At 53.4% G+C, this 15,652-nt stretch carries 17 protein-coding genes; 11 read left to right on the top strand and 6 right to left on the bottom strand.

Annotation, left to right across the window (positions count from 1 at the left end):
* Positions 1-33: 33 nt before the first annotated feature.
* The 4 genes from BLR09_RS25115 to BLR09_RS25100 all read right to left on the bottom strand — a co-directional run bounded on the left by BLR09_RS25115 (position 34) and on the right by BLR09_RS25100 (position 2,428).
* The gene (locus BLR09_RS25115; protein WP_093205388.1) at positions 34-597 is read right to left on the bottom strand and encodes an IS3 family transposase; all 564 of its coding nucleotides are present in this window, start codon (positions 595-597) and stop codon (positions 34-36) included.
* Entirely contained in the window at positions 530-760 is a 231-nt protein-coding gene (locus BLR09_RS25970; RefSeq protein ID WP_394331413.1) for an IS3 family transposase, read from the bottom strand. Before BLR09_RS25970 ends, BLR09_RS25115 begins: the two co-directional genes overlap by 68 nt.
* A gap of 104 nt (positions 761-864) precedes the next feature.
* Positions 865-1,398: a helix-turn-helix domain-containing protein gene (locus tag BLR09_RS25105; protein ID WP_093205382.1), complete on the bottom strand. Its 534-nt coding sequence runs from the start codon at positions 1,396-1,398 to the stop codon at positions 865-867.
* A gap of 160 nt (positions 1,399-1,558) precedes the next feature.
* Positions 1,559-2,428 (bottom strand): AraC family transcriptional regulator, encoded by an 870-nt coding sequence (locus tag BLR09_RS25100; RefSeq protein WP_093209304.1) that lies wholly within the window; start codon positions 2,426-2,428, stop codon positions 1,559-1,561.
* 142 nt (positions 2,429-2,570) lie between these two features.
* Here BLR09_RS25100 and BLR09_RS25095 point away from each other — a divergent pair, with 142 nt between their 5' ends.
* The 7 genes from BLR09_RS25095 (at position 2,571) to coaE (ending at position 7,024) form a co-directional block, all read left to right on the top strand.
* The gene (locus tag BLR09_RS25095) at positions 2,571-3,167 is read left to right on the top strand and encodes an RNA polymerase sigma factor (protein ID WP_176785671.1); all 597 of its coding nucleotides are present in this window, start codon (positions 2,571-2,573) and stop codon (positions 3,165-3,167) included.
* 210 nt (positions 3,168-3,377) lie between these two features.
* Positions 3,378-4,529, top strand: coding sequence for a transcription antitermination factor NusB (gene nusB, locus BLR09_RS25090; protein ID WP_093209299.1), 1,152 nt, complete (start codon positions 3,378-3,380; stop codon positions 4,527-4,529).
* Between the two features lie 151 nt (positions 4,530-4,680).
* Positions 4,681-4,977: a YtxH domain-containing protein gene (locus tag BLR09_RS25085; RefSeq protein WP_093209296.1), complete on the top strand. Its 297-nt coding sequence runs from the start codon at positions 4,681-4,683 to the stop codon at positions 4,975-4,977.
* 1 nt (position 4,978) lies between these two features.
* Complete coding sequence (locus tag BLR09_RS25080; protein WP_093209294.1) at positions 4,979-5,398, top strand: DUF1573 domain-containing protein; 420 nt, start codon at positions 4,979-4,981, stop codon at positions 5,396-5,398.
* A 26-nt stretch (positions 5,399-5,424) separates the two neighbouring features.
* Entirely contained in the window at positions 5,425-5,721 is a 297-nt protein-coding gene (gene yajC / locus BLR09_RS25075) for a preprotein translocase subunit YajC (RefSeq protein WP_093209291.1), read from the top strand.
* A 50-nt stretch (positions 5,722-5,771) separates the two neighbouring features.
* Positions 5,772-6,437 carry a YbbR-like domain-containing protein gene (locus BLR09_RS25070; protein WP_093209289.1) on the top strand — a complete coding sequence of 222 codons (666 nt, stop codon included), beginning with the start codon at positions 5,772-5,774 and terminating at the stop codon, positions 6,435-6,437.
* A gap of 5 nt (positions 6,438-6,442) precedes the next feature.
* Positions 6,443-7,024, top strand: a complete 582-nt coding sequence (gene coaE / locus BLR09_RS25065; RefSeq protein WP_093209286.1) for a dephospho-CoA kinase — start codon at positions 6,443-6,445, stop codon at positions 7,022-7,024.
* Here coaE and BLR09_RS25060 read toward each other — a convergent pair.
* Complete coding sequence (locus BLR09_RS25060; RefSeq protein WP_093209284.1) at positions 7,021-8,352, bottom strand: DUF58 domain-containing protein; 1,332 nt, start codon at positions 8,350-8,352, stop codon at positions 7,021-7,023. The two genes, coaE and BLR09_RS25060, sit on opposite strands and share 4 nt — an antisense overlap.
* A 106-nt stretch (positions 8,353-8,458) precedes the next feature.
* Here BLR09_RS25060 and BLR09_RS25055 point away from each other — a divergent pair, with 106 nt between their 5' ends.
* Positions 8,459-9,970 carry a serine hydrolase domain-containing protein gene (locus BLR09_RS25055; RefSeq protein ID WP_093209281.1) on the top strand — a complete coding sequence of 504 codons (1,512 nt, stop codon included), beginning with the start codon at positions 8,459-8,461 and terminating at the stop codon, positions 9,968-9,970.
* Positions 9,971-10,035: 65 nt separating this feature from the next.
* On the opposite strand, the gene BLR09_RS25050 is transcribed toward BLR09_RS25055, so the two are convergent.
* Positions 10,036-11,754, bottom strand: a complete 1,719-nt coding sequence (locus BLR09_RS25050; RefSeq protein WP_093209306.1) for a M3 family oligoendopeptidase — start codon at positions 11,752-11,754, stop codon at positions 10,036-10,038.
* A gap of 135 nt (positions 11,755-11,889) precedes the next feature.
* On the opposite strand from BLR09_RS25050, the gene BLR09_RS25045 reads away from it, so the two are divergent.
* From BLR09_RS25045 to BLR09_RS25035, 3 genes are all read left to right on the top strand, one after another.
* A complete protein-coding gene (locus BLR09_RS25045; RefSeq protein ID WP_093209278.1) occupies positions 11,890-13,197 on the top strand; it encodes a gluconate:H+ symporter in 1,308 nt (435 codons plus the stop codon).
* Positions 13,198-13,201: 4 nt separating this feature from the next.
* A complete protein-coding gene (locus BLR09_RS25040) occupies positions 13,202-14,287 on the top strand; it encodes a D-TA family PLP-dependent enzyme (protein ID WP_093209276.1) in 1,086 nt (361 codons plus the stop codon).
* Positions 14,288-14,633: 346 nt separating this feature from the next.
* Positions 14,634-15,257, top strand: coding sequence for a response regulator (locus BLR09_RS25035; protein WP_093209273.1), 624 nt, complete (start codon positions 14,634-14,636; stop codon positions 15,255-15,257).
* Positions 15,258-15,652 lie beyond the last annotated feature (395 nt).

Raw genomic sequence — 15,652 nt, 5'->3', positions numbered from 1 at the left:
TGGACTAGCCCCCAAAAGTTGGACAGGTAAAAGTTACGATTCGATTCGAAGAGCTCGGTACTGAACCGGGCTCTTGCCGTTTAAATTGAGTTTGATTCTGTCGTGGTTGTAATAATGGATATAGTCGATAATATCCTTTTTGAGTTGGTCGATGGAAAGGTATTTGTTAAGGTAAAACAACTCAGCTTTAATAGTGCCAAAGAAGTTCTCGATAATGGCATTGTCAAGACAGTTGCCTTTTCGGGACATACTTTGGATGATACCTCTGGCTTGCAAAAGCTTCTGATACCGCTTCATTTGATACTGCCATCCCTGATCCGAATGAAGGATAAGACCCTTGGTTTGAGCCCGTTTTACTTTCCTGAATGCCTTTTTGAGCATGTCCGTCACCTGAGCAAAGTTGGGTGATTCCGACAGGCTGTAGCTGATAATCTCTCCGTTGAAAAGGTCCAGGATCGGCGACAGATACAACTTCCTGTCTCGAACTCTGAACTCAGTCACATCGGTTGCCCATTTTTGATTAGGCTTCTCAGAGAGAAAGTTCCGGCCCAGGACATTGTCTGCAGCCTGGCCTGTTTCCCCCTTTGTAGGAGCGATACTTCCTCACGCGGATCAGTGAGCGCAGCCCCAGGCTTTTCAGAAGCCTGAAGACGGTCTTGTGGTTGATGATGGTTCCGGTTTTCCGGAGTGCAAGTGTCAGCCGCCGATAGCCCAAACGACCCTTATGCCGGTGATAGAGCTGTTTTAGCTCTTTTTTCACCAAGGCGTACTTGTCTGATGCCGAGGCGGCTTTGAGGTGATAGTAGAAGTTGCTACGGGGAAGCTTAACCAGCTTTAACAACACCTCCAACGGGTATTTCTGCCTTAATCCCTGGATGGCCTGCGCTTTTTCTGAGGCGCTGCTTCCCGTTCCCGGATTAAGGCATCCAGCTTTTTTAGCAACTCGTTCTCCGCCCGCAGATACAGGTTTTCCTTTTCGAGTTCTTCCAGACGCGTCAGAGGTCTGGATTCCTTTTTAGGCTGCTTCATGGATCGGGGCCGGCCCCGGCCCTGTTTTAGACTTTCCACTCCGGATTGCTCGTATCGTCGTAACCAACCCAATAAAGTACTTTCACTACGGATGGCATACTTCAGGCAACATCCTCTCAAAGATAGATCTCCCTTTATATACGCCTGAATTATCTCCTGTTTAATTTCCACCGCATAATCCCTTCCGTACTGCTCCAACAGGCCCTCAGCGCCCAAACATTCATACTGCTTTACCCATTTTTCCAGCAGAGAATGAGCAATACCATGTTCCCGCGCCAACCGTTTCAATGAACCCTCCGAATGATACTTCTTTACAAGCCTTGTCTTGAAGGCTACACTGTGTTTGCGGTTCCTTCTCTTTTCATTCATAAAAAAGCCCCCAAAAAGTGTCTAACTTTTTGGGGGCACTCCACGGGGTGAAGCAGCTTTTTTTTTATACGCTATAGGCAGTAAGCTATAGGCTTCAGGCCGGAAGGGGAGGCTCGTGCTTATAGCTTAACGCCTATAGCTTACTGCCCGTTGCCGCCCCCTACCCCTTCTGATACGCCCGCCGGTACTCTACCGGCGTGAGGCCGGTGATCTTCTTGAAGTGGCGGTTGAAATGCGAGAAGTTGGTATATCCGCTTTCAAAGCATACCTGCGCCACCGGTAAATCTCCCGAAATCAATAGTTTACACGCCTGCCCTATGCGCACTTCCGATAAAAACTGCGTGTAGGTTTTCCGGACCTTGCTCTTGAAGTACCGGCAAAACGACGGCGGGTTCAGGGCTGCTTCGGCAGCTATTTCTTCCAGTGAAATCTTTCCGGAATAATGCGCGAAGGTGTAATGGTAGATCCGGGCGAGGCGCTCGGTATCGTTCAGGGCATGTGGCGGCGCATAGCCTATACTGGCCAGCGGTACGTATTCCCTTGAAAACGTCAGGATACGGAGCACATCGAGGAGACCTACCAATCGTGAAAAGTCATCGCTGTCAGCCATTTCGGCCATCTTCCGCTGTACGCGGTCACGGGTATCCCCGAAAAACTTAAGGCCCCGCCCCGCACGGGCGAAAAAATCGCGCAGCGGCCGCGTTTCCGGCAGATTACCAAACTCCTTTCCGGCGAAGTCTTCTGTGAAGTGAATCGCCAGGGAACTGCACATATCGGTATTGTCGGCGAGGAAGTACCGGTCGTCCGACCGCCACAGATGCGGCAGGTTCGCGCCCAGTACCACCAGCTCTCCGGCTTTGAAGGGTTCGACGTGGTCGCCGACGAGCCGCGTACCGGTCCCTTCCTGCACCCAGGAGATCTCCAGCTCCGGGTGATAATGCCATCGGTTGTAAAAAAAACTCTCGGCGACCTTCCGGATGCCGAAAGACGTGCCTCCTTCGAAGTTAAACCGGTGATAAATGGGCTTCATGATGCGCTATTTTCTCAAATGTCCGATTGACACAAATAAGTCTTGTAAATATAGTATCAATTCGAGATAACCCGGGGTAATTATCGAATCATTGATATGTCCAATTTTGTCTGGAAATACGAGCATCACTAATCTGTTTACTGTGGAAAGCCATTCGCATTTGACTTCGGACCAGCAACTCTGGAATGCTCTGCTCGACGGAGATTCACACGCCTGGGGAATTCTCTACCGGCGTCAGTATCGTCCGCTTCGCTCCTGGGCGTTGCGGCGGTTCAGTGATCCTTCGATGGTGGAAGACGCGCTGCAGGATCTGTTTCTCTGGATCTGGCAGCACCGGCAAAACCTCAACCGGAACGCGCCGCTGGCGCCTTACCTGAAGTTTTCGCTCCGCAATCAGATTCTGAAGCTGCTTCCCGGTAACCACGTACCTCTTAATTCGGATGCCGATACGTACGAGTTTTCGGTAGAAGGCTGTCCTGAAAGCCAATGGATTGAAAAGGAATCCGAAGGCTACTGGCAGCATTTCGCTCATAAATCGGTCAGCAGCCTGCCCAAGCGCAAGCGCCAGGTCATGGAGATGCGCTACCACGACGGGTATTCCATCGAAGAAATCTGCGAAAAAACCGGTCTTCGGTATCAGTCAGTCGTCAACGCCGTTCAACTTTCCGTCACCCAACTGCGTGAACAGGCGCAGCTTGCAGGGTATAATTATCAGGTCTTCCGGCGTAAGTCCAGGTAAGCAGGGGGCATGGGGCAAAGGGCATAGGGTAACGTAATGAACCCCATGCCCTTTGCCCCATGCCCCCTGCCCAAATAGCACTTTTCCCTGTAAATGCTTCACCGTCATCCGATTCCCTCCTGAAAGTATAAAGCGCCGCGTGGGTTTTCCGCCTTGTTTCCGTATCTTTGCGCCTCGAAACAAGTTCTTTGACCAACCGCTTTACCGAATATGCTGAATCGGAGGACGTTGCGGATCAAAGCCATGCAGACGTTATATGCGTTGCACCAGGCGGAGCGTTCCAACTACCAACTTGCACAGGATTTCATCGTGGAAACCCTTCAGCCGGACCTGAACTCCATGGAGAAGCAGGATCCCGAGCGTTTTGAGGGTCTCCGGAAACTGGCGTTGCTCCAGCTGGAGGAAACCGTTAACCGGACCGTATCGGACGAGGAAATTCCGGCCGAAGCCCGCCGCGTAGCGACTGAAGCCGTTAATTATTACCGGCAGAAGACCTTGTCTGACCGGCAGCGCGTGCTGCGTACGGCAACGGACGAGATCGAACAGATTTACAATCAGTACCTGACGATTCTGCTGCTCCTGCTGGAACTCGGGGACGAAGCCCGTCTGCACGACGAGCGCAAGTACCTCGACGACGGGTACAATACCCGCTCCTTTGCCGATAACCAGTTTATCACGGCGCTGAGAGAGCTTTCGACCTTCGAGTCAGAAGTTATTCGGAGAAACCTAAAGTGGACGGAAGAAGACCGTGTTCAGTATATCCGCCCGTTCTTCAAGGATATACGTCAGGATGAAACATTCCGCCAGTACTGCCAGCGCAGCATCCATACCGCTGCGGAAGATGCTGACATCGTGATGCACCTCGTCAAACAGCTCGTTTTCAAAAACGAACTGATCAAGGCTGTATTCGACGAGCAGAATCTCTACTGGGCCGAAGACAAGGATATCCTCCGGAGTCTCACCACCAAAACCATCAAATCCTTTCAGGAAGGTGATCTCCGCCTGCAAACCCTCCTGCCGGGTGGCGACGATGACGTACAGTTTTTCAAGGACCTGCTCCGCCATACCCTGGATAACGAGGAACGTTTCATCGGCTTCATCACCGAGCAGGTAACCAACTGGGACTCTGAGCGGATTGCCATTACCGATAAGATCCTCCTGATGATGGCGCTTTCGGAAATGATCTACTTCCCCGGTATTCCCGTGAAAGTAACGATCAACGAATTCATCGAAGTAGCGAAAGATTACTCGACCCCGCGGTCGGGTCAGTTCCTCAACGGGGTACTCGATACGTTGTCGGCCAAACTCCGCGAAAACGGAACCATCCGGAAGAGCGGACGCGGTCTGATCGACAACCGCTAGTTCTTTTTTTAACGGAATTTCGTTGGTTTTCAGTAACCGGACCGCGTTTTTCAGGAAAAGCAATAGCCGGAGCGTTCTTAAATGGGCTTCCGGCTATTAGCTTTGAATAAAATTACGTTCAGAGTGATTTCTCTGATTTACCTGTGAAACCATGAGCAAATCGACCCGTACCCTGCTGGCATTCCTGACAGGAGCCGCCGTGGGAGCATCCATCGGAATTTTATACGCCCCCGACAAGGGAGAAAATACCCGCGACCGCCTGGCCTTCCGCCTCTCGAAATACCGGGAGCAACTGCAGCGCCTGATCGCCGATCTCGTTGATTCGGCCGACCTGCCGGAAAGCCTCGCCAAAACAGAAGGACAGAAAGTTGTGGACGACGCCCGCGAAAAAGCGGAACGCCTCCTGGCCGACGTCGAAACCCTGATGGGCCAAATCAAAGGCCGCTGACATGAAACAAGCGTTTTTGCTTTGTGCAGCGGCACTGCTCTGCCTGACAGCCTGTGAGAACAAACAGGGATCTTCGGGAGACAAAGCCGATCCGACCAAGTTTCCGGTCCTGAAATTCGACCAGGCTGAAGCCGATCTCGGAAAAGTAACCGAAGGCGATACCCTCGTACATCGCTTTGCGTTCCGGAATACCGGCAACGCTCCGCTGGTGATTCAGTCGGCCAACGCCTCCTGCGGATGTACCGTTCCGACGGTGCCGACCGAACCCATCGCTCCCGGCGATACGTCGAGCATTCTCGTCCGGTTCAATAGCAAAAACAAAGTAGGCGCCAACACAAAGACGGTAACGGTGACTGCCAATACCAAACCGGAGACCACAACGGTGTCGTTCCGGGTCGAAGTGCAGGCTGCCGCCAAATGATTTTCTATCCTTAAATCCGATAACTCATGCTTCTGCAAGCGCAAGCCGGTGGCAACAACTGGTACAGCCTGGTCCTGATGGGAGGTATTTTCGTGGTCATGTATTTCTTCATGATCCGCCCCCAGCAGAAAAAAGCGAAAGACCAGCAAAAATTTGTGGACACCCTGAAAGAAGGCGACCAGGTGGTCACCATCGGCGGGCTCCACGGCAAAATTGTGGAAACGACGGACAAGACCGTCACCATCGACGCCGGACGCGGCACCCGCCTCGTTTTCGAAAAGACGGCTATCTCCCGTGAGAGCAGCCAGAGAGCAAACGCGTAACAGGGTCAGCGCCGCCCGTTTCGGGCGGCATCCGACACGAAAAAAAACGAATGAAACCTGACTGGAAAGTCGCAAGCCTCTGCCTCGTAGGGGCTTTGCTTTTTTGGCTGTTGAACGCGCTGAACAAGGACGACTATACAACAAAACTGTCCTATCCGCTTCAGATCGAGTACGACGATTCGTTGTATGTTCCGACTACTCCCCTGCCGAGACAGATCCAGGCCAACATCAGCGGCAACGGCTGGGACCTGCTCTGGCGGACACTGGCCTTCGGCAACCGGCCCGTGCAATACCCCATTATTAACCCGCTCCGGGCGCGTTACCTCAGTACTTCTTCCCTGACTGATCTTCTTTCGGAACAACTCAAGGAATCGCACGTCAATTATGTCATCGCCGATACGCTGGACCTCCGGTTTGAACGCCGCGTGGTGAAAAAGGTACGGCTCATCGCGGATACGTCGGCAGTGCGTTTTCCCGCTCATTTTGTTATTTCAACCGCCATCAATGTCATTCCGGCTATGGTGACGGTCGAAGGCCCCGAATCCGCCATGCGCAACTACCCGGATACCGTCCGGATTCCGATGCCGCGGCGCATCAACGGCGATTTCGACGAAGTACTTCCCATTCCGCTTCCGAAGAAAAAAAATGTGAAGGCTTCCGCCGAACAAGTGACCATCAGCTTCGAAATTGCCGAACTGCTCAGTCCCTTACCCTGACGTTCATGGAACCACGTGTGATTGGTATCACCGGCGGCATAGGCTCCGGCAAAAGCCTCATATCCCGGATATTTTCAGTACTGGGGATTCCGGTGTACGTGGCCGACGACCGCGCCAAATGGCTCATCGAACACGATCCGGCACTCCGGAACAGCCTCACCGGTCTGCTCGGGCCGGAAGCCTACCTTCCCTCCGGCGCCTATAACCGCGCCTGGGTCGCTTCCCGCGTTTTTGATAATCCTGCCTTGCTCGGAGAAGTCAACGCTCGCGTTCATCCGCGTGTGCAGCAGGACGGAAATGACTGGACCAAACAGCATGCCGACGCCCCCTATCTGCTCTACGAAGCAGCGATCATGAAGCAGGGTCGTTTTGATAAGATTATTGTGGTAGAAGCGCCGGAAGAACTCCGGATCAGACGGGTCAAGAAACGCGACGGGCGAACCGAAGACGCGATCCGCTCGATTATCGCGCGGCAGGCCAGTCCCGGAGAGCGCAGCCAGCTTGCCGACTACATCATTCACAACGACGATCACCAGCCGGTTCTCCGGCAGGTACTGGATCTCGACGCAAAACTCCGCAGTCGCTAGATCATTCCCCGCGCCTTTACTTCCAGGTACTTGTTGATGGTATTGACCGTCAGCTTCTCCGGCGGCGTTAATACCGACTGAATACCATACTGCTGCAGTTCGCGCATGATCTGCTGCTTTTCGTAGAAGAACTTCTCCGCAATGGTTTTCAGGTAAATCTCCTCGGTCGTCCTGGCCGGGCCGGAAAGCAACTCCTGCAGCTCGGTATTCTCAAAGAAAATCACGATCAGCAGGTGGTCTTTGGCCAGACGCCGCAGGTACGGCAATACCCGGTGCAGGGCATTGACCGTTTCAAAATTGGTGAAGAGCAGCAGCAGGCTGCGCTGGCGGATATGCTGTTTTACCTGCAGGTACAGGGATTCATAGTCTGTTTCGAGAAAGCGTGTTTTCTGACGGTACAGTAGTTCCAGAATACGGGAAAGCTGGCCCGGTTTCCGGTCTGCCGGCACCATTTGCCCTATCCGGTCCGAAAAAGTCATCACGCCGGCCTTATCCTGTTTGATCAAAGCAATGTTGCTCATGACAAGCGACGCGTTGATGGCATAATCGAGCAGGGTCAGTTCTTCAAACGGGCTTTTCATCACCCGGCCTTTATCGATCAGGCAGTAAATAGCCTGGGATTTTTCTTCCTGAAAGGCATTGACCATCAGCTCATTACGACGGGCCGTTGCTTTCCAGTTGACCGAACGGACTTCATCCCCCGGTACATATGGCCGGATCTGCTCAAATTCCTGACTGACCCCGATACGCCGTATTTTCTTGATTCCCAGTTCAGTCAACCGGTTCGAAATGGCCATGAACTCATATTGCCGCATCTGGAGAAAAGAGGGATAAACGGCAACAATCGCATCCTGGGAAAAGCGGAACCGGCGGCGAATCAGCCCCAGCGGTGTCCGGGTGTAGACATTCACGGCACCGAATTCATATTCGCCGCGTTTGACAGGCCGCAACTCATACCGGATGATTTGCTGGGTTTGCTCCGTCATCCGGGTGTGGAACAGCACATCCCGCTTCTGAAACTGAAACGGAATTTCATCGATGATTTCCAGGCGTACGGGAAAAGGATAGCGGTTTTCAAGAAAAATGGAAACCGGATTGGCATCTCCGTTGGAAAAGCGGTCAGCCATTTCCCGCCGCGCGAAGAAAGCCTTCTTCGGTACATAGAGCGCAGCGCCATCGGCAACCGCGAGTACCAGCACAATGAAGAAATAAACCCGCACGACGCCAAACAGCCACGGGAAGACGAAAGCCAGCAGAAACAGAAAGATAATCCCGGTCAGCAGGATAAAGAAAAGTCTCGACAGATAAAGGGAACGAATGAACTTCACGCCTGCAATCGATCAGTAGCAATAAAACGTTAGTAATTTCGTGACTATCCAAAGATAGCCAACCTCCCGTCTGACCGCCTGTCGAGTCAGGTTTTTATTTTACGTGATGAAATACCTTCTCCCTGTTCTCCTCATTGCCTGCCTGTTTACGGCCTGCCGGAAACAACGGGAAGATCCCGCGCCTGCCGTTGAGCTTGATACGCTGCGGGCGGTAACCGCTGTCACATCCGCTTCGTTTCAGATTACATCCACGCTGAAGCATGCCGATAAGGGTCTTGCGGTGGTATACGGGCATTGCTGGTCGGCTACAAATACCCTGCCCACTATCGCCGATCAGAAGAGCGAGCAGTCGGCAGCGCCCACGTTGTTTCCCCATTCTTTCACCTCGCCCATTAATGGGTTGAATGAGAATACCCGGTACTACGTCCGGGCCTATGCGATAGCAGGGCAGGTGACGGTTTATTCAGATCCGGTGACGGTTACGACCTATCCCGGCTTTTTCGCCCTCTTTTCGAAGGTACTGGAAGACTCGCTGCGAAACCGGAACTTCGGGTATGGCTATGTGCTGCTGCAAAACGGCGTCGTTAAGGCCGAAAGCGCAGGCGGACTCAAAGCGCGCACGACCGACCCCGGCGGTGAAAAGCCTTATCTCCTCGATACCAAAATGCACATTGCCAGTATGAGCAAGACGATCACGGCGATGGCGTTTCTGAAGCTCGCTTCGGAGCGGGGTATCCGAACGGGCGATCCTATTGTCAACTACCTGCCTGCGAATTGGGTGAAGGGGCCGGGCATTGGCTCTGTTACGTTCCGGGACCTGCTGACGCACCGCTCGGGTATCATCGGCTCGGGGCAGTACTGCGCGAACGGATCCTATTCCGAGAATATATATACCGGATTGAAAAAGCTCATTGCAGACGGTATCGTCCCTGCGAACCGGGGGAACTATTGCTATCAGAACGCCAACTTCGGGCTATTCCGGGTACTGATTCCGGCGATTCTGGGATATGGATTTTCCGGAGATGATGCAACCGACGATCAGCAGACTCAGCAGCGCTACATCGAATATGTCCAGCAAAACGTTCTCGAAAAAGCCGGTATCGCCGGCGCAGTACCCGATACCCCGGCCGAGTTCACGTATACCTATGACTTTCCCTATTCCGGTGCAGCAGGGTGGAACCAGGGCAATTTCCGGAATACCACCGGCGCCTATGGCTGGTATCTCACCCCGCGGGAAGCCGGGAAGCTGTATTCGTCTGTTTTTACGACGGATAATACTTCTGTTCTCACGCAGGCTTACAAGGATACCCTGACTACCTATCGGCTCGGCTGTTTCGGAGGTACTACTTCCGACGGCCCGATTCTGTATCACGATGGCTGGTGGTATCTCCGTTCGCTTACCTACCAGGGTATCCGGACAGCGTGGGTACGTTTTCCGAACGGTATCCTTGCCATCCTCTTTGTGAACGCCCTGCATGGCCAAAACGGGCTTTTCCCGAGCCGCAATGGCGACGATATCCTCACAGTACTGAACAGTTCCTATGCGCGGGCCAGGCAATTGCATTCCGGTCGGGCGGCAGCAGCCTCGCTGTATCTCGAATACCCTGATCCTCACTGAGAGGTCATAAAAAAGCTCCGGAAAATAGCTGACTTTCCGGAGCTTTTTTATGTCGTGACTTTTGTTTACCGCAGCTTTTCGATTTCAGACTTGACGAAATCCATCAGCCCGGCGATATGCTCCTTCGAGAAATCAAAGGGAATATGCGCGGCCGCGTAGATTTCGCCCATCGGGCGGGTATAGCCGAGTTTCAGGGCATTAAGGTACCCTTCGAGTCCCTTCTCCGGATTCTCCCGGAAATTTTTCCACACACCGATGGCTCCGAGCTGGGCAATCCCATATTCGATGTAATAGAACGGCACTTCGTAGATGTGAAGCTGTCGCTGCCATTGGTATGCCTTGAATCGTTCGAGGCCGTTCCAGTCGGTTACGGAATCGGCAAAGCGGTCGAAAAGCCGTACCCATGCGGCATTCCGTTCGTCCACGCGATGCGTCGGATTCTCGTACAACCAGTGTTGGAAGGCATCGACTGTCGCCACCCAGGGAAGGGTTTCGAGCAGGTCCTCCAGGTGCTCCAGTTTGGCTCGCCGCAGTTCTTCCGGATCCGGGAAAAATACATCCCAGTGATCCATCGTAATCAGCTCCATGCTCATAGAGGCCAGTTCAGCGACTTCGCTCGGTACATTCCGGAAGCTGTTGAGCGCCAGATCCCGCGTCACGATGCTGTGAACGGCATGACCGCCTTCGTGCAGAATCGTCACCATATCCCGCAGGTTGGTGGTGGCATTCATGAAGATGAAGGGAACACCGGATTCTTCCAGGGGATAATTGTATCCACCCGGCGCTTTGCCTTTCCGGGATTCAAGGTCGAACCGGCCCATTGTCCGCATCACCCGGAGATACCGGCCCAATTCGGGATCGAGGCGGTCGAATACCTCGATGGTTTTGGTCAGCAGATCTTCTCCGCCGGCAAAAGGCTTCAGCGGCGCTTTTCCGGAAGGGTCTACCAGCTTGTCCCACGGCCGCAGGGAAGGTACGCCGAGTTCGGATTTACGGGCTGCTGCGAACTCATTCAAAATCGGAACGACCGTTCCGGCTACCGCATCATGGAAGTGGAAGCAGTCTTCCGGCGTATAGTCAAACCGGCCGAGCGCGGCGAACATATAATCGCGGAAATTGGCAAACCCGGCATTGAGGGCCACCTGATGGCGGAGATCCCGCAGTTCATTGAGGAGGTTATCCAGGGCTTCGTGATCCTGGTAGCGCCGCTCCCAGATGGCCGTCCACGCCTGCTCCCGAACGGCCCGGTCCGGCTGTAAAAGACGGTCTCCGGCTTTTTGAAGCGTCATTTCTTCACCGTCGAGGGTAACGGTCATCGCTCCGGCAATGCTTCCGTACTGGCTTTGTAGTTGCTGAATACGGGTGAAAAGAGCGACGTTCTCCGGCCGGAAGATCTCAATCTGCCGTTTCATTCCGCGGATCGCGACGGCATATCCGTTGTCGGGAAGGCTGTCGAGGAAAGGATCCCCAACGGCTTTGACGTCCAATGCATTGGCGATTTCCGTCCAGTTCGGTTGTATGTTTTCGTTGAAATCATTGAACGCCAGCACGTACGCTTCGTTGGTCGTATCGGTCGTCATCCGGATATAGCGCCAGGCGAAGTTTTCGGACAGGTAGCTTTCGAGTTCCGAGCGATCCCGGAACCACTTGTCGAGCGCATCGGCATCGGTAATCCGCCTGTTGGTCAGTTCATCAAAAAAAGGGAGGACACTGGCCCAGTCGGTCAGTTCAAAGTCCGCCGGCAGGAACTGCCTCGGACGCAGCGCGAGAGATTCCGTCGTCATAGCATCAAAAAAATAACCGGCCCGGAAAGGGCCCTGGCCAAAGGTAGGTTCCGGGAACGTTTCCCGAAACAGGTACGGTGAAAACGGGCAAATTTCTTTTCTTTGAATGATCAAAAAACCTCTTACCTCGTTACTATGCCATTACTTCTTACATTTCTGGGTATTCTCTTCCTGATTATCCTGATTGCCTGGGTCCGGCTGGATACCTTTCTGGCGTTTCTGCTGGTATGTATCGGGCTCGGGCTGGCCAGCGGCATGGAAGTACACGCGATCGGCGTCGCCATCAAGAAAGGCATCGGCGATACCCTCGGAGACCTGGTCCTGATTGTGGGCTTCGGTGCGATGCTGGGCAAGCTGGTGGCTGAAAGCGGTGCGGCACAACGCATTACGGACGCGCTGGTATCTCTTTTCGGGACGAAAAATCTGCCCTGGGGCATGGCGCTGGCCGGTTTCGTCATCGGAATTCCCCTGTTTTATAATGCCGGATTTGTCATTGTTTTTCCGCTGATTGTAGCCGTATCTGTTTCCGCGCGACTACCTATTCTGACGGTCGGGATACCGATGTTGTCGGCCTTGTCCGTTGCACACGGCTACCTGCCGCCGCACCCGTCGCCCGCAGCAATTTCCACCAAACTAAACGCCGATCTGGGCAAGGTACTGCTGTATGGAATCACTGTGGCTATTCCGGCCATCGCTGTTGCCGGTCCGATCTTCGGCCGTACGCTGAAACAGTATCAGCCAAAACTCGATCCCGATTTGCTGTCTGTAAAAAAGCTACCTGCGGATCAGCTGCCGAGTCTTGGTATCAGCCTTTTTTCGGCTCTTTTGCCTGTCATTCTGCTGGCGGTGACGACTATCTTTCGTCCCTACCTGCCGCCCAATCCCGTTGTACAGTTGCTGAGCGAGCCCTATTTTGGGATGCTGTTGTCGGTACTCGTGGCAATGTATACGCTGGGGCTTAACCGCGGCCAGTCGATGAAAGCCGTTACCAGGCAACTGGAAGAAGCATTCAAAGGCTGTTCGATCATTCTTCTCGTCGTAGCCGGGGCATCCGCGCTGAAAGAGATCATGCAGGCCGCAGGTATCAGCCATTACCTCGGGGAGCAGCTGCGTCAGCTGCCGGTTTCTCCGCTTATTCTGGGCTGGGCAATGGCGGGTTTGATCCGCATTTGTGTGGGCTCGGCAACGGTTGCAGGATTGACGGCGGTGGGCCTTATCGCGCCGCTTGTTACCTCCCGGCCGGATGTCTCTCCCGAACTCATGGTATTGTCTATCGGTGCCGGAAGCCTGATGTGTTCGCACCTGAATGACGGCGGTTTCTGGCTGTACAAAGAATATTTTAACCTGAGTATCAAGGATACCCTCAAAACTTGGACGGTCATGGAAACCCTGGTTTCCGTTATCGGGCTCGTCGGGGTACTGGTCCTCAATCTGTTTATCTGACAACATGATCCATTACAGGCTGGAGAATCCGGACGAAGTGTTTTCTCCCGGACTGGTATTTTACGAGGATATCATCCGCAGGAATATTGCCACGATGATTCGCATCGCGGGCGGAACCGACTACCTTATTCCGCACACGAAAACGCATAAGACCATCGAAATACTCCGGTTGCAGCTCGAAGCGGGTATTTCCCGGTTCAAGGTATCAACCATTGCGGAAGCGGAGATGGCGGCGATGGCCGGAGCGCCCTGGGTTCTGCTGGCTTATCCGTTGAGCGGCCCGAATGTCGGGCGGTTTGCGGAGCTGACCCGAAAGTTTCCTTCCACGGCGTTTTCAGCGCTGGTGGACCATCCTGACGCCGCTGATGCATTGCAGGCTTACGGAGACGAGCATGAAACGGCATTTTCGGTGTTTGTTGACGTCAATAACGGCATGAACCGGACCGGTGTGGAGATTCCCGCGCTTCCGGCGCTGATCGCACGCGTAACGTCCCTGCCTGCGCTGACGCTGAAAGGCCTGCATATTTACGACGGGCATCTGCGCAATCCGGACTTCGCCGCCCGGAAGCAGGAAGTTGACGCAGCCTACGATGCCGTGTTCCGGGAGTTCACGCCTGAGCCTGGCTGGATGATTATTGCCGGGGGAACACCGTCGTTTCCGGTACATGCGCAACGGGACGGGGTTTACTGCAGTCCTGGGACCTGTCTGTTATGGGATTGGGGCTATGGCAGCGGCTTACCGGAGCAGCCGTTTGAGTGGGCGGCGCTGCTCCTTACGCGCGTCGTTTCGAAGCCGGCTGAGGGAATTGTAACGGTGGATTTGGGCCATAAGGCCGTTTCCGCGGAAAATCCGATCGACCGCCGGGTTCTTTTTCTGGATGTAAAGGGAGCGCTAATCGGCCAAAGTGAAGAACATGGCGTTTTGCGTGTGGATAACTCCGATGATTTCCACATCGGGCAGGTACTTTATGGCGTTCCTTATCACGTATGTCCGACGGTAGCCCTGCATGAAACAGCTACGGTTGTCCGGGACGGTCGTACGACAGATTCGTGGACAATTCTTTCCCGGAAGCGTCGGTTGACGGTGTAGTTACTTCTTTTTCTTCAGGACCATCCTTCTCTTCGGCAGGATGGTCTTTTTCATTTCCGGGAAAGCCTTCTTCCCGCAGCCGAAGATACTGGTCTGTGAAAGTCCTCATATTCAGACACATCGCTTCATTTTTTATCGCTAAAACATCGCTTTTGGCAGGTATGTTCCCCGCTGTTCGTCGAAACAATGAGTAATCGGCAAGGCCATATCCATATTTTTAGGGAAAAAACCTTGAGTACTTAGTTATATTTTCGCCCCATCACTAACTACTTAACACTAAAGACAGCCGGCAAAAGCTGGAAGATCCTAGGTATCCGTTTCACCTAAGCGCCTATTTGGCCTGACTATGAAGAAATTACTCATTTTCGACGAATTCCTGATCGTTGCATTCGGTCTGACACAATTGCTGAACAGCCACCTCGATGCTGACATTGACATGGTGACAACCAAGGAAGAGGCAGAGCAGAAGCTCAGAGAAGGCAAGTATCACTTGTTTGTACTTGACACCAAGACAGCCAATGATGACAACCTGGATTACATCCGGCAGACGAAGGCCGCCGCTCCCGAAATGAAGATAATCGTCTTTTCGGCGTTGACGAACTATTCCTTTGTCAAAAAGTACCTGGATGCCGGTATTGCCGGCTACCTGACGAAGCAGGCGAACTTGCAGGAGATCACGGACGCGTTCCGTTCGGTCCTGTCCGGGCAGATTTTTCTCGATCAGAAGTTGCTGAACCAGTTGATCCAGGAGAACCTGACCAACAGCCTCAATCCGTTCGACACGCTGTCGGACCGCGAAATTGAGATTGTACCGTTCCTGTTGAAGGCAGAGCCGCTGTCAGTGATCAGTGAGAAGCTCAAGATCCACGTTTCGACTGTGGGTACCTTCAAGGGACGCATTTTCCGGAAATTGCAGGTTCGCAATATTCTGGAAATGCGGGACCTGGCGTCGAGGTATAACATTCCGTAGGCGGTCAGGGATCGGCGGTCAATTTTAAGCAGTGAGCAGTAAGCATTAAGCTTTAGGCAGTAAGCTATTGCTCGCGGTGTCAGTATTACATCAAAAAACGCTCTCCGGTCTGGAGGGCGTTTTTCATTTCGGCAGTCAGCTTAAAGCAATCAGGGCTCGGGGGTAATATCGGTAGTTGCAGCTACCTGTATATCACGCAAAAGGCGCTCTTCCGTTTGGGGAGCACCTGGGGTAATTCGCAAGGGGCGTGTTGCCGCCTATAGCTTACAGCCTACCGCTTAAAAGTCGACAGCCGATCGCCGACAGCTGACAGCCGACAACTGCCTAAAAACAGCAAAAGCTCCCGGTTACAGGAGCTTTGCTATCCATTAATGGGAGGCGATTACCTACTTTCC

Origin of the sequence: Siphonobacter aquaeclarae (genome assembly GCF_900103285.1) — a bacterium.
Taxonomy (GTDB): Bacteria; Bacteroidota; Bacteroidia; order Cytophagales; family Spirosomataceae; genus Siphonobacter; species Siphonobacter aquaeclarae.
Note: the sequence above shows the minus strand (reverse complement) of the source record. Positions and strands in the feature narration are given on the sequence as shown.

Coding starts and splice junctions, on each gene's coding strand:
- BLR09_RS25070 (WP_093209289.1), top strand. CDS start 5,772: ATGAAACCTGACTGGAAAGTCGCAAGCCTCTGCCTCGTAGGGGCTTTG.
- coaE (WP_093209286.1), top strand. CDS start 6,443: ATGGAACCACGTGTGATTGGTATCACCGGCGGCATAGGCTCCGGCAAA.
- nusB (WP_093209299.1), top strand. CDS start 3,378: ATGCTGAATCGGAGGACGTTGCGGATCAAAGCCATGCAGACGTTATAT.
- BLR09_RS25050 (WP_093209306.1), bottom strand. CDS start 11,754: ATGACGACGGAATCTCTCGCGCTGCGTCCGAGGCAGTTCCTGCCGGCG.
- BLR09_RS25100 (WP_093209304.1), bottom strand. CDS start 2,428: ATGAAGCCCATTTATCACCGGTTTAACTTCGAAGGAGGCACGTCTTTC.
- BLR09_RS25105 (WP_093205382.1), bottom strand. CDS start 1,398: ATGAATGAAAAGAGAAGGAACCGCAAACACAGTGTAGCCTTCAAGACA.
- BLR09_RS25055 (WP_093209281.1), top strand. CDS start 8,459: ATGAAATACCTTCTCCCTGTTCTCCTCATTGCCTGCCTGTTTACGGCC.
- BLR09_RS25035 (WP_093209273.1), top strand. CDS start 14,634: ATGAAGAAATTACTCATTTTCGACGAATTCCTGATCGTTGCATTCGGT.
- BLR09_RS25040 (WP_093209276.1), top strand. CDS start 13,202: ATGATCCATTACAGGCTGGAGAATCCGGACGAAGTGTTTTCTCCCGGA.
- BLR09_RS25085 (WP_093209296.1), top strand. CDS start 4,681: ATGAGCAAATCGACCCGTACCCTGCTGGCATTCCTGACAGGAGCCGCC.
- BLR09_RS25045 (WP_093209278.1), top strand. CDS start 11,890: ATGCCATTACTTCTTACATTTCTGGGTATTCTCTTCCTGATTATCCTG.
- yajC (WP_093209291.1), top strand. CDS start 5,425: ATGCTTCTGCAAGCGCAAGCCGGTGGCAACAACTGGTACAGCCTGGTC.
- BLR09_RS25080 (WP_093209294.1), top strand. CDS start 4,979: ATGAAACAAGCGTTTTTGCTTTGTGCAGCGGCACTGCTCTGCCTGACA.